At 68.6% G+C, this 12801-nt stretch carries 12 protein-coding genes; 8 read left to right on the forward strand and 4 right to left on the reverse strand.

Going from position 1 to position 12801, the window contains the following annotated elements; genetic code table 11:
* Positions 1 to 3: 3 nt before the first annotated feature.
* Positions 4 to 1665 (reverse strand): serine/threonine-protein kinase, encoded by a 1662-nt coding sequence (locus AC5Y36_RS17375; RefSeq protein WP_500042176.1) that lies wholly within the window; start codon positions 1663 to 1665, stop codon positions 4 to 6.
* 58 nt (positions 1666 to 1723) lie between these two features.
* Positions 1724 to 2110: an MmcQ/YjbR family DNA-binding protein gene (locus AC5Y36_RS17380; RefSeq protein ID WP_500042177.1), complete on the reverse strand. Its 387-nt coding sequence runs from the start codon at positions 2108 to 2110 to the stop codon at positions 1724 to 1726.
* Between the two features lie 41 nt (positions 2111 to 2151).
* On the opposite strand from AC5Y36_RS17380, the gene AC5Y36_RS17385 reads away from it, so the two are divergent.
* A complete protein-coding gene (locus AC5Y36_RS17385) occupies positions 2152 to 3081 on the forward strand; it encodes a DUF389 domain-containing protein (protein ID WP_500042178.1) in 930 nt (309 codons plus the stop codon).
* 76 nt (positions 3082 to 3157) lie between these two features.
* Positions 3158 to 3994, forward strand: coding sequence for a DUF3097 domain-containing protein (locus tag AC5Y36_RS17390; protein WP_500042179.1), 837 nt, complete (start codon positions 3158 to 3160; stop codon positions 3992 to 3994).
* Positions 3995 to 3996: 2 nt separating this feature from the next.
* On the opposite strand, the gene AC5Y36_RS17395 is transcribed toward AC5Y36_RS17390, so the two are convergent.
* Positions 3997 to 4611 (reverse strand): TetR/AcrR family transcriptional regulator, encoded by a 615-nt coding sequence (locus AC5Y36_RS17395; RefSeq protein ID WP_500042180.1) that lies wholly within the window; start codon positions 4609 to 4611, stop codon positions 3997 to 3999.
* Between the two features lie 111 nt (positions 4612 to 4722).
* On the opposite strand from AC5Y36_RS17395, the gene AC5Y36_RS17400 reads away from it, so the two are divergent.
* From AC5Y36_RS17400 to AC5Y36_RS17410, 3 genes are read left to right on the forward strand one after another with little or no spacing between them, the layout of a single operon-like run.
* Positions 4723 to 5790: an oxygenase MpaB family protein gene (locus AC5Y36_RS17400; RefSeq protein WP_500042181.1), complete on the forward strand. Its 1068-nt coding sequence runs from the start codon at positions 4723 to 4725 to the stop codon at positions 5788 to 5790.
* Positions 5787 to 7127 (forward strand): oxygenase MpaB family protein, encoded by a 1341-nt coding sequence (locus tag AC5Y36_RS17405; protein WP_500042182.1) that lies wholly within the window; start codon positions 5787 to 5789, stop codon positions 7125 to 7127. Before AC5Y36_RS17400 ends, AC5Y36_RS17405 begins: the two co-directional genes overlap by 4 nt.
* A 31-nt stretch (positions 7128 to 7158) precedes the next feature.
* Complete coding sequence (locus tag AC5Y36_RS17410) at positions 7159 to 8493, forward strand: replication-associated recombination protein A (RefSeq protein WP_500042183.1); 1335 nt, start codon at positions 7159 to 7161, stop codon at positions 8491 to 8493.
* A gap of 81 nt (positions 8494 to 8574) precedes the next feature.
* Here the strand turns inward: AC5Y36_RS17410 and AC5Y36_RS17415 are convergent, their stop codons facing one another.
* On the reverse strand, positions 8575 to 9234 hold the full coding sequence (locus tag AC5Y36_RS17415) for a GntR family transcriptional regulator (RefSeq protein ID WP_500042184.1): 660 nt from the start codon (positions 9232 to 9234) through the stop codon (positions 8575 to 8577).
* 70 nt (positions 9235 to 9304) lie between these two features.
* Between AC5Y36_RS17415 and AC5Y36_RS17420 the strand changes: the two genes are divergently transcribed.
* The 3 genes from AC5Y36_RS17420 to AC5Y36_RS17430 are packed head-to-tail and all read left to right on the forward strand — an operon-like array spanning position 9305 to position 12796.
* Entirely contained in the window at positions 9305 to 10663 is a 1359-nt protein-coding gene (locus tag AC5Y36_RS17420; protein ID WP_500042185.1) for an LLM class flavin-dependent oxidoreductase, read from the forward strand.
* An 8-nt stretch (positions 10664 to 10671) separates the two neighbouring features.
* The gene (locus AC5Y36_RS17425; protein ID WP_500042193.1) at positions 10672 to 11856 is read left to right on the forward strand and encodes a CaiB/BaiF CoA transferase family protein; all 1185 of its coding nucleotides are present in this window, start codon (positions 10672 to 10674) and stop codon (positions 11854 to 11856) included.
* Between the two features lie 22 nt (positions 11857 to 11878).
* A complete protein-coding gene (locus AC5Y36_RS17430) occupies positions 11879 to 12796 on the forward strand; it encodes an HpcH/HpaI aldolase/citrate lyase family protein (protein ID WP_500042186.1) in 918 nt (305 codons plus the stop codon).
* The last annotated feature ends 5 nt before the right edge of the window (positions 12797 to 12801 follow it).

The raw sequence follows: 12801 nt of genomic DNA on the forward strand, positions 1-12801 counted from the left end.
TGCTCAGCCGCCCACCGTCGCCGGGTCGGCGACGGTGACGCCGGGTGGCACATCGCCGATCCGGGTGGAGACGAACGGCACCCGGAACGCCTCGCCCTCCACACCGCACACCGGCGTTTGCACGCTGGCGACCTGAGCACCCTGGAATGTGCCGTCGGGCTGCGGATACCAGGATGAATGGCCCAGCATCGTGGCCGCGGCGGTTCCGCCGGCTGGACAGCTCACCGTCCCCGGGTACGGCTCCGGGGTGTCTTCCCAGTGGTCCTCGACGAAGTGGAACACTCCGGTGCTGCCCGGATGCGCCGGTGACTGGCTCAGGTCCGCTTCCAATTGCGTTGCGGCGGCCACACACCCGGTGCTCAGGCAGGTGGACCGGAACGCCCACCAGGCACTGCGGTTGGGTGCCGGCCGGGGGACACCGTTGACCTGCTGGTCGGCGAAGTCGAGGTCCACCCGGTAGGCGCCGTCGAGCACCGGCTGTGGTTTCGCCGGGGCGGTGGAGGTCGCGGGCGCGTATCCCGGTGCGCTGCTTGCTGAGGCGTGCACCGTGCGGGCGGCGTCCGACTCCTCGCGGGTCGACCCCGACCTTCCGAGGACCACGGCGGTGAGCAGGATGATCAGCCCCACCACCGCGCCCGCGGCCGCGCCGACCATGATCCACGGTGTCCGACTCGCGGCGCGCTCCGGTGCCGGGCTGGCCGGCGGTGGCGGTAACGGACTGGGCGGTGGCGGAAGCGGGCTTGGCGGAGGCGGATACGCCATTTGCGTCGCCGCGCCCGCCGCGGCCAGTGGCGCGGCCATGGTGTTGCCCAGGGCGCTCGCCTTCCCGTCGGCCGCGGCTTGTAGCGCGTCGGCGAAGTCGCGGCATAGGCGGAACCGGTTGCCGGGCTCCTTGGCCAGCGCCGTGACCAATACCGCATCGAGTTGCGCCAGATCGGGACGGCGATCGCTGAGCCGGGGTGGCGGCGCGGTGAGGTGTTGGCTGATGACCGCGACCCCATTGGTCCCGGCGTACGGTTGAGCCCCGGTGAGCAGATGAAATGCGGTGGCGGCCAGCGCGTACTGATCTGTTCGGCCGTCGATGACGGCGCCCATCAGCTGTTCGGGAGCGGCGTAGGCGACCGTTCCCATCGCCACATTGGTGGCGGTCAACCCGCTGGAATCCGCGAGTTGCCGGGCGATTCCGAAGTCCGCCAGCAGGATTCGCCGGCGGCCGTCGTCGGGGTTGGTCATCAGGATGTTGGCGGGTTTGACGTCGCGGTGCAGCAGGCCGCGCTGATGGGCATAGTCGAGTGCATCGGCGACCGCCGCGACCAATGCGCAGACCTCGGTCACCGGCATCCCGGAGGGATACCGGCTTTTCATCAGCTCGGCAGCATCGGATCCGTCCACGTAGTCCATGGCGATCCACAACTGGCCGTCGAACTCGCCGCGATCGTGCACGGCGACGATGCTGGGGTGCCACAGCCCGGCCGCCAGGTCGGCCTCGCGCAGAAAACGTTCGCGGAACGCGCCGTCGGTGCTCATCGAGGCGGGAAGCACCTTCAGGGCGTCGTGGCGAGGCAGCCGAGGGTGCTTGGCCAGATACACCTCGCCCATCGCGCCCGCGCCCAATTGCCGAACGATGGTGTAGTCGGCGAAAACCGTACCGATTGTCAACGCCATCAGCGGATATTAGCCACGAAGTGCCGGCCGCGACCGTGTTGCGGGAAAACCGGCCGCCTCAGGCTTCGGAATGCGCGGCGCGGTACTCCTTGATCAGTTGCTTGGGCGCCTGCACCAGCCACGCATCGGTGATCAGCTCGGTCAGCGCCGGCAGCCCGATGGCCGCCAGCCGGACCAGCACCACCGCATAGCCGTCGAAGTGCGGGGTGGTGAAATACACCTCCGGCTCGTCGTCGATCAGCGCGAACTTGACCGTCTCGTCGGCAACCCGGGCCGCCAGGACATCGCCGGTCGGGGCGGCCGATCCCAACGCCTCACGGTCGGAGGGGCGCAACGGCCGCTCCCACACCATCATTTTCTTGCCCACCCGCCAGTCGTGTTCGACCGGTTCGGTGGTGAGCCGCAGTTCAGCCACGACACGGGCGACATCGTCCCAGGTGGCCATCTACCGATTGTGCGCCAGTTGAACGCGTTAAGGTGCGCGTCGTGTTGCATTTGCGGGTGATTGCCCCCACCGAAGTGCGGGACCAGGTGCTGGAGTTGTTTGAGAGCGAACCCGGCGTCGCGCATGTGGTGCTGCATCCGGACGCCGGGGTGAATCCGGTCGGCGACGTCATCACGGCCGATATCGCCCGGGAAATCGCCGATGACGTCGTCGAGCGGCTCAAGGAGCTGCGGCTGGACAAACGCGGCGCGATCACCATGGAAGTCATCGATACGGTGGTGTCCAAGAGCGCCTACCGGGCCGAGAAGAAGGCGGCCGGCGACCCGGCCGACGCGCTGGTGTGGGAGGAGTTGATCGGGCGCACCCGCGAGGAATCGTCGCTCAACGTCACCTTCTTGATGTTCTTGTGCCTGGCCTGCCTGATCGCGGCGATCGGGGTGATCACCGAGTCCACCGTCACCGTGGTGGGCGCCATGGTGGTCGGACCCGAATTCGGGCCGCTGGCGGCGTTGGCGGTGGCGCTGGTACGCCGCCGGCTGGATCTGGCCCGACGCGCCACGATCGCGCTGGCGGTCGGGTTCCCGGTGGCGATGGTGGTGACCGCGCTGGCCACCCTGGCCGGGGAAGCGGTCGGATGGGTGCATCTGGGCGACCCCCGCAACAGTCACGTCGACTTCATCTTCCAGGTGGGGCCGCTGTCGGTGGTGGTGGCGCTGCTGGCCGGGGCCGCCGGCATGCTGTCGCTGACCTCGGCGAAATCGGCGGCGCTGGTCGGGGTGTTCATCTCGGTGACCACGGTGCCCGCGGCGGGGTTCGCGGTGGTCGCCGCGACCGTCGGCGATTGGGAGGTGGTCGGTAAATCCGCGGCGCAGCTGGCGGTCAACCTGGTCAGCATCACCGTCGCCGGCGTGCTGGTGCTGACCATCCGCCGCCGGCACGCAAACACGGTGCGCCCCTTGCGCCGAGTGTGAACCCGCGGCGGAAAAATCTGCGAAACGGCGCCGTCAGTTCACACGCGAGGCGCACGACGCACCCTAGGATCGCCGGGTGCCCGATCATTACGGATCCGACGTCCTCGCCAACAATCCGCACGCCGCCCGCAAGGTCCGTTCCACCGAGGTAGCGGTGGAACTGGGCATGGTCGTCGAAGATGCCCAGAGCGGGTACGTGGGTGCGGTGGTGCGGGTGGCCTACGGCCGGATGGACCTGGAGGACCGTCAGGGCCGCACCCGCGGCTTCCCGGTCGGCCCCGGCTATCTGATCGACGGCAAGCCGGTGATCCTCACCCCGCCGCGAGGACCCGCGCCCAAGGCGGCCACGCGCACCGCATCGGGTTCGGTGGCCGTGGCGGGTGCGCGTGCGAAAGTCGCACTGGCCAGCCGGATCTACGTCGAGGGCCGCCACGACGCGGAACTGGTCGAGCAGGTCTGGGGTGAAGACTTACGGGTCGAGGGCGTGGTGGTCGAGCACCTCGGCGGCGTCGACGACCTGGTCGGTGTCGTCGAGGATTTCCGGCCCGGCCCCGGCCGCCGGCTCGGGGTGCTGGTCGATCACCTGGTGGCCGGGTCGAAGGAATCGCGGATCGCCGACGCCGTCCGCCGCGGCCCCGACGGCGAGCACACACTGGTCGTCGGGCACCCGTTCATCGACATCTGGGAGGCGGTGAAACCAGACCGGATTGGGCGTCAAGCCTGGCCGACGGTACCGCGCGGCGTCGAATGGAAACACGGGGTGTGCGAGCAGTTGGGCTGGCCGCACTCCGATCAGGCTGACATCGCCGCGGCCTGGCGGCGGATCCGCGGCCGGGTGCGGGACTGGAATGACCTGGAGCCGGCCCTGATCGGCCGAGTTGAGGAACTCATCGACTTCGTGACCCAGGGCTGACGCTAGGCCGCCAGGATCGAGTTGACGCTGGCCGCAAGCACTGCCGCGCGATCCAGCAACGACTGCTTGCTCATGTCGGGCGGGCGATCGATGGCGATGCGCAGCGCCGCCTGCAGCATCATCCCCATTCCCAGATACAGCATTTCGTCCACCGCGTCGTCGGGCAGCTGCGGGTAGTGCTGTAGAAGCGCCAGGCGCGCAAGGTGATACAGGTGCGCTTCGATGCGGGGAAGCACATTGCTCTGGCTGCCCATCGGCAGGTCATTGATCACCGCGGCCATCACCCCGCGGTGGTCTTCGAGCGCATCCACCAGCGCGGACAACACATGCCGGGCACCGGCCACCGCGTCCAGGGCCAACCCTTCGGCCAGCGCGGCGACCAGTCGACGCATGATGTCGTCTTCGGTGCGGGCCCGCAGCGCGACGACGATCGCGTCCTTGTCGGCGAAATAGCGGTACACGGTGCCGATGCTCAGATGGGCCTGCTTGGCGATCTGGTTGGTGGACACAGCGTGATAACCATCGCGGTCCAAAAGCTGAGTGGTCGCGTCAAGAATCCCGTCGATAGTCTGCTGCGAACGCTTCTGCACCGGAATACTGCGGCCTGAACTGGCCATATGGATGCCCTCCCGGTTCTGTGTGTCGGAGGAAAAAGTGAGTAGAAGCCGAGTTCTTTTCAATTCTAAGCTGGATGTGAGCCAGAACACAGCCCCAGAGAGGTGGCCGACGTGGCGTTACTCGATGATGTGATCCGAACGGTGCTACCCGTCGACGAAGTGATCCGGCGCCTGGTGCCGTTGGACGACGGCACCGTGCCCGACCTTTCACCGATCTGGGCGGAACTGCGGCGCAACCCGACGGCGCTGCTCAATCCCATGGACCTGTTCTTCGAGATCCAACGCCCGGAGTACTTCAAGAAGGCGCGCTTCGACGGCCCCGCCGGTGATCCCGGCTGGTTCGGACCCGACAGCGCCGCCTGGTATGTGCACACCCACACCCCGTCGGTGGTGGTCGGCATGGTCAACACCGCGATGATCGACATCCTGCACCAGGACATCCAGTACGCGGTATATGACCATTCGAAGCTGGTCGGGCACCGCCCGGACGGCAGTGTGCGCTCTGGAACATTTTCCAGCAGCGGTCTGATGGTGCGTGCGGGTCATACCTTTTCGTTTTTCACCGGCGTCATCTACGGCTCGACGGAGACGGCCGAATCGTTGTGCCAGACGGTCAAGGCGATGCATCACCGGGTCAAGGGCACCCGACCGGACGGCAAGCCCTACGACGCCGACGAACCGGAGTTCTTCCGCTGGACCTACGCCAGTGTGGTGGACGGCCTCGCCGGAGCGCACCGCCGATACCATCCGAAGCCGTTGCGCGGCACCGACTTGGACGACTTCTACCGGGACTACGCCCGGGTCGGCGAGGCGCTGGGCGGAACGAACCTGCCGCAGACCAGAGCCGAATGCCGCCGCGTGCTCACCGAATCCCCGTCCGCGGCCGAAGTGGGTCTCAACGTCGACAACATCAAGTACCTGCAGTTGCTGAACCCGCCGGGCATCACGCCGTTGCGCCCGATCTACGACTTCGCCTACTGGGTGATCATGGACATGATGCCCGAACCGGTGCAGCAGGCGGTGGGCTTCCGGCAGCCGAATCTGCTGGTACGAAACGGGTATCGGCAACTGGCGCGAGCCTTGCTGAACGCCCCGCGGATGCTGGGCGAGATCCGCGAAGTAGAGGCGGCCCGGCGCCGGGTGCGCGCCGCGCGCCCGATTGAGCGGATCGCGTCATGACCACGGTGGCCCAGCAGACCGGCCACCCCTACGACTACTACTACCGGCCGGGCATGGCGCTGCGCCCGCCACCTGCCCGGCTCAAACGTGATCCGGCCTGGGCGGATCGGCCGGTGTTCGACGACTTCCGCCCGGGTGTGCTCAACCAGCGCCAACAAGACCTGCTCGATCTGTTCATCGACCACTACTGGCAGGGCGACCCGCTGATGGACGCCGTGGTGGAGCGGTTCCGGGTGATCAGCGTCGCGCGTGGCCGCACGCTGCTGGACCGGGCGCTCAATCACGGTATCGCCAGCATCGACGACCCGCCGGTCGAACTCGTCGACCTTTTCGCCAGCCTGGACAACCCGCCGCCCTGGCATGATCCGGTGGTGTGGGAGCAGGGGCGACGGCTGTGGATCGACTGCTCACTGGCCGGCAAGCTCGGGATGGGTATCCAGGATGCCATCGGCACCTTCGTGGGGGCCGAGGTGTCGTCGGCGACCGGGGCCACCAAGCGCTTCGTGAACGCGCCGCTGGTGCGCAATCTGGAGACCGCGAAGTGGTTCCACGACGCCACCAAGCCGGGCTTCGTCGATCGCTACAGCCCGGAATTCAAGGAGACCGTGCGGGTCCGCCTGATGCATTCACAGGTCCGGCTGGGGCTGCGCAGATCCTGGGGTGACGAGCACTTCAGCGTGCACGGCAACCCGATATCGACCAGCACCACCATGGGGGCGGCGGTGACGTTCGGCCTGCTGCCCATGCTGACCGACCACAACCACGGCCGACGACGCTCGACCGCCGAGATGGACGCGGTGATGCGGTACTGGTCCTACATCGCCTACGTCTTCGGTGTGACGCCGGAGATCATTCCCACCACCGCGCAGGACGGAATCATGTTGGCGGAGTACATGATCTCCACCGCCGGCGGCCCGACCGACTGGACGGCACAGATGACGCGGGCGGCGACGGACGGGCTGGCGGGCATCGCGGGGCTACCCGGAACACTGGCGCGCGCCGCGGTCGCGCCGGCGGTCGGGATGATCGCCTACTACAGCGGTGACCCGCTGGCGCGAGCGTTGGTGTCGGCCACCCCGTACCGCGATGTGCCGATCCAGCCGTGGAAGACGCTGACCGGTCTGGCGGTGCACGCCAGCGTCAAGTCCCGGATGATCCTGGACCGCGTTCCGGGCGCGGGGCTCCGGCGAGCGGTGCGGGCGCGCCACAGCGACCCGTGGTGGGCGCTGAATGTGCAGCTCGCTCGGGTGCTGGCCCGTCGCGGCGGCGTCACCGGCACCCCCTACCGTCACCACGACCACACCCCGGACACCCCGGCCGGTTGCCCCATGCACTGAGGGCCCACCGCCTGCGTCACCGCGGCGTGGTATGCCTGGAATCGTGTCCGACGGTCTGTTCGACCTCTCCGGCGCGGCTGAGCCCGCCGCGCCGGGTGCCGCCGCGCCCGCGCCGCTGGCAGTGCGGATGCGTCCGGCCACCCTGGACGAGGTGGTCGGCCAGGACCACCTGCTGGGGCCGGGTTCGCCGCTGAGCCGACTGGTCGACGGCTCCGGAGCGGCCTCGGTCATCCTCTACGGGCCGCCCGGAACCGGCAAGACCACGCTGGCGTCGTTGATCTCGGGCGCCACCGGCCGCCGATTCGAAGCGCTCTCGGCGCTGAGCGCCGGGGTCAAGGAGGTGCGCGCGGTCATCGACACCGCCCGGCGCGCGGCCGCCTACGGCGAGCAGACCGTGCTGTTCATCGACGAGGTGCACCGGTTCTCCAAAACCCAGCAGGATGCGCTGCTCTCGGCGGTGGAGAACCGGGTGGTGCTGCTGGTGGCGGCCACCACCGAGAACCCGTCGTTCTCGGTGGTCGCGCCGCTGCTGAGCCGGTCGCTGATCCTGCAACTGCGGTCCTTGGGCGCCGAGGACGTCCGTGCCGTCGTGCAGCGCGCGATCGACGATCCGCGCGGCCTGGCCGGGCGGGTGGCGGTCGCGCCCGAGGCCGTCGACCTGCTGGTGCGGCTCGCTGCCGGTGATGCGCGGCGTGCGCTGACCGCGCTGGAGGTGGCCTCGGAGTCGGGTACCGACGTCACGGTCGAGACCATCGAACAGTCGCTGGACAAGGCCGCGGTGCGCTACGACCGGGACGGCGACCAGCACTACGACGTGATCAGCGCGTTCATCAAATCGGTGCGCGGCTCCGACGTCGACGCCGCCCTGCACTACCTGGCCCGGATGCTGGTCGCGGGGGAGGACCCCAGGTTCATCGCGCGCCGGCTGATGATCCTGGCCAGCGAGGACATCGGCATGGCGGATCCGACCGCGCTGCCGACCGCGGTGGCCGCCGCGCAGACCGTCGCGCTGATCGGCCTGCCTGAAGCGCAGCTGACCCTGGCGCACGCCACCGTGCACCTGGCGACCGCGCCGAAATCCAACGCCGTGACCACCGCGCTGGCCCTAGCGATGGCCGACATCAAAGGCGGGAAGGCCGGGCTGGTGCCGCCGCACCTGCGCGACGGCCACTACGCCGGGGCACAAGCGCTGGGCAACGCGGTGGGTTACCGGTACGCCCACGACCATCCCGACGGTGTTGTGCCACAACAGTATCCGCCCGAAGAGCTGGTCGGTGTGGACTACTATCAGCCCACCGCCCGCGGCAACGAACGTGAGATCGCCGGGCGACTGGAGAAGCTGCGGGCCATCATCCGCCGACGTTGACTCGTCGCGCCGAGTGGCAGTCTGCCGACGCGACATGCCGACGATGCGTCGGGAGAATGCCGCTCGCGGGGAGGCTTCGGCTCAGCCCGCGGTGCCGGTCTGTTCGAGCCACTCCGCCAGCGAGCGCCCCGCGTCCAGGACGTGCCGTTCGGCGATGACGCGGGCCTTCTCGGCATTGCCGTCGGCCAGGGCGGCGAGCAGCTGCTGGTGATCCTCCAGCGAGTGGTGCTCGTGCTCGGGAAACACCGTCAGGAAGTTCGTCGGCACCACCCGTACCGCGTAGCGGATCTGCGCGGACAGCCGCGGCGAATGTGCCGCCCGGTGGATCGCCTGGTGGAAGCGCCAATTCGCGTCTCCGATGCTGTCGCTGCCGGTCTGTGCCTCGACCCCGGCGGCCAGTTCCCGGAGGCGCTCGACGTCCTCGGGGGAGACCCGCTGCGCCGCCCACGCGGCGGCCTGCCCGGTCAACACGCCCAGGATGGTGAAGCTGTCCAGCACGTCGGCCGGGCTGATCCCGATTACCGTGACGCCGCTGCGCGGCGCGACCTTCACCAACCCCTCATAAGACAGCTCCAGCAATGCCTCGCGGACCGGGGTGCGGCTGGTGGCGAACTCCGCGGTGATGGCGTCCAGGTCCAGCCGCGTCCCGGCCGGCAGCGCGCCGGTGAGAATGCGATTGCGCAGCTCGCGCGCCGCGCGTTCGCGCACGGTGCCGGCGATATCGACATTGTTGGCCGCCATGGCCAACAGCATAGAGCACCCCGGACATCTAACACTTGATATCTGAAATATCAGATGCTAAACCTGAGTTATGACCACACGACGCGATCAGATGGCGCTCGTCGCCTTCATGCAAGCCGGCAGCACGTCGGTGTACGCCGGATCCTGGCGGCACCCTGCCACCGAACACGGTTACCTCGACGCGTCCTACTACGCCAAGATCGGCCGGCAACTCGAAGAGGGCTGCTTCGACCTGATGTTCTTCGACGACCGGCTCGCGATGCCGGGCATCTACGGCGGCTCGGTGGCCGAGGCGGTGCGCTACGGGGCGCGTCCGGTGAAGCTGGATCTGTCGATCGTGCTCGGGGTGCTGGCGCAGGCCACCAGCAAGATCGGACTGGGCGCCACGTACTCCACCACCTATTACCCGCCGTTTCACGTCGCCCGCACCTTCGCCACGTTGGACCACCTGTCGCGGGGTCGGGCGGCCTGGAACGTCGTCACCTCGGTCAATGACAGCGAAGCCCAAAACTATGGTCTGAAAAGTCATCTCAGTCACGACGAGCGCTACGACCGCGCCGACGAATTCCTCGACGTCGTCGCGGGACTGTGGGACACCTGGGAAGACGACGCGATCCTGCACGACCGGGCGGCCGGCATCTACGCCGACCCGGACAAGGTGCACGAACTCGGGCACGACGGCCCGTACTTCTCGGCGCGCGGGCCGCTGACGGTGCCGCGCACGCCGCAGGGCCGCCCGGTCATCATCCAGGCCGGTTCGTCGGGCCGCGGCCGCGAATTCGCCTCCCGCTGGGCGGATTTGATTTTCACCGGCGACCCGGGCCTGGAGGTTGCCCGCGGTCACTACGCCGACCAGAAGGAGCGTCTCGGCGCCGCGGGCCGCGACCCGTCATCGGTGAAGCTGTGTCCGATGGCGTATGCGGTGGTGGGCGAGACCGAAGCCCAGGCCAAAGAGCGCGAGCAGATCCTGCTCAACGATCTGGTGCACCCGATGGCCTCACTGACGCTGCTGTCGGAGTTGATGAATTACGACTTCGCCAAGCACAGCCTCGACGATCCGATCACCGACGAGCTGATCGCCTCGGTGTCGGGCATCCGGGGGCTGGTGCAGAACCTGCGCGCCCACATCGGGGACAACCTCACGTTGCGCGACCTGGCCGGTCACCGCGCCACCCTGCTGCAGGGTCCGCGGTTCGTGGGCACCGGGCCGCAGGTCGCCGACCAGATGGAGGAGTGGTTCCACGGCGGTGCCTGCGACGGATTCGTCCTGGCCGCGACGCATCTTCCGGGCGCCTTCGAGGACGTGGTGCGGATGGTGGTCCCGGAGTTGCAGCGGCGCGGGCTGTTTCGCACCGAATACCAGGGCAACACCCTGCGTGAGCACCTGGGTCTGGCGCGCCCGCAGCGCGCAGCTACCGTGCCAGCATGACGCGGATGATGCTGGACGGCATCCGGGTGCTGGACCTGGCCACCCTGGCGGCCGCACCGCTGGCGGCCACTTATCTCGGCGAGTTCGGCGCCGACGTGATCAAGATCGAACAACCCGGTTCCGGGGACCCGATCCGCGGCTGGGGCAACCAGCGTGACGGCGTCGGGTTGATGTGGAAGTCGGTGTCGCGCAACAAACGTTCGATCACCTGCAATCTGCGGGTCCGCGAGGGGCAGGAGTTGGTCCGCCGGCTGGTCGCGCACGCCGACGTGGTGATCGTCAACACCCGCCCCCAGACGCTGCGCGCCTGGGGGCTCGATTACGAGGCGCTGCGCGCCGTCAACGACCGCATCGTCATGCTGCACATCACCGGCTTCGGGCTGTCGGGGCCCAAGAGCGAGCGGCCCGGGTTCGGCACGCTCGGTGAGGCGATGAGCGGCTTCGCCAACATCACCGGGGAGGCCGACGGCCCGCCGACACTGCCGCCGTTCATGCTGGCCGACGGGGTGGCGTCGCTGAACGCCGCCTACGCGGTGATGATGGCGCTGTATCACCGCGACGTGCATGGCGGGTCCGGACAGCTGATCGACATCAACCTGATCGACCCGCTGGCGCGCCTGCTGGAGCAGACCCTGCTCGGTTACGACCAACTCGGACTGGTACCGACCCGGGCCGGCAACCGGTGGGATATATCGGCCCCCCGCAACACCTATCAGACATCGGACGGACGTTGGCTGGCGATGTCGGGCAGTTCGCCGGCGCTGGCGCTGCGGGTGTTCCGGGCGATCGGGCGGGCGGACCTGGTCGAGGATGCCGACTTCTCCGATCCGCAGCGGCGGCTGGCCCGCGCCCGCGAAGTCGACCAGGTGGTCGCCGACTGGGTGGCCACCAAGACGCTGGCCGAGGCGATGGCGGTCTTCGACGCCGAGCAGGTCGCCGCCGCCCCCGTGTACGACATCACCGACCTGGTCGCCGACGATCAGCTGGCGCACCGGGGGGTGTTCGTGCAGGTCGGCGACCAGCAGCTCGGCACCATGACGGTGCAGGCGCCGGTGCCGCGGTTCTCGGCCGCCGAGGGCCGCGTCGAGCACCTGGGCCCGCGGCTGGGTGAACACAACACCGCCGTCTACGGCGAACTGCTCGACCTGACCCCATCCGATATCGAGGATCTGCGCGCCCGCGGCGTGCTGTAGCCCAGCTAAGGAGAAACCCACTGTGACATCCGCGACCTCGCTGTTGCGCCGCTCGGAGCTCGCCGTGCCCGCCAGCAACGACAACATGTTCGCCAAGGCCGCCGCCTCACAGGCCGACCTGGTGTTCCTGGACCTGGAGGACGCGACCGCACCCGCCTACAAAGAAGGCGCACGGGCCAAGGTCATCACCGCGCTCAACGAACTGGACTGGGGGCGTACCGCGCGCGCCATCCGGATCAACGGGCTGGACACCCAGTGGTGCCACGACGACATCATCGAGGTCGTCACCGCCGCCGGCCACAACCTGGACACCATCGTCGTGCCCAAGGCGTGCACCGCCCGCGACGTGTGGTGGGTCGACGTGCTGCTGACCCAGCTGGAGGACAAGCTCGGGCTGGACCGCCGCATCCGGCTGGAAGTGCTCATCGAAGAGGTCGAAGGGCTGGCCAACGCCGAGGAGATCGCCAAAGCCAGCCCCCGCATCGACGCGCTGATCTTCGGGGTCGGTGACTTCTCGCTGTCCCAGGGTGCGCGGGTGGACACCAACTTCGTCCCGCTCGGCGACTACCCCGGCGATTTCTGGCACTACGCACGGAACAAGGTGCTGGTCGCGGCCCGCATCGCCGGGATCGACGCGATCGACGCGCCCTACCCCGACTACGCCGACCTGCAGGGCTACGAACGGGAGGCGCGGCGGGCCTCGCTGCTGGGCTACACCGGCAAGTGGGCGATTCACCCCAGCCAGATCCCGGTGGCCAACACGGTGTACTCGCCGACCGCCGAGGAGATTGCGCTGGCCGAACGCAATATGGCCGCCTACCGCGAGGGTGAGGCCAAGGGCCTGGGAGCGGTGGGTGTGGAAGGCGTGCTGGTCGATGCCGCACACGTCAAGATGGCCCAGGCCACCCTGGCCCGGGTCGCCCTGATCAACGGGGCCTGATCAAG

The organism is Mycobacterium sp. NGS50, from assembly GCF_059812545.1.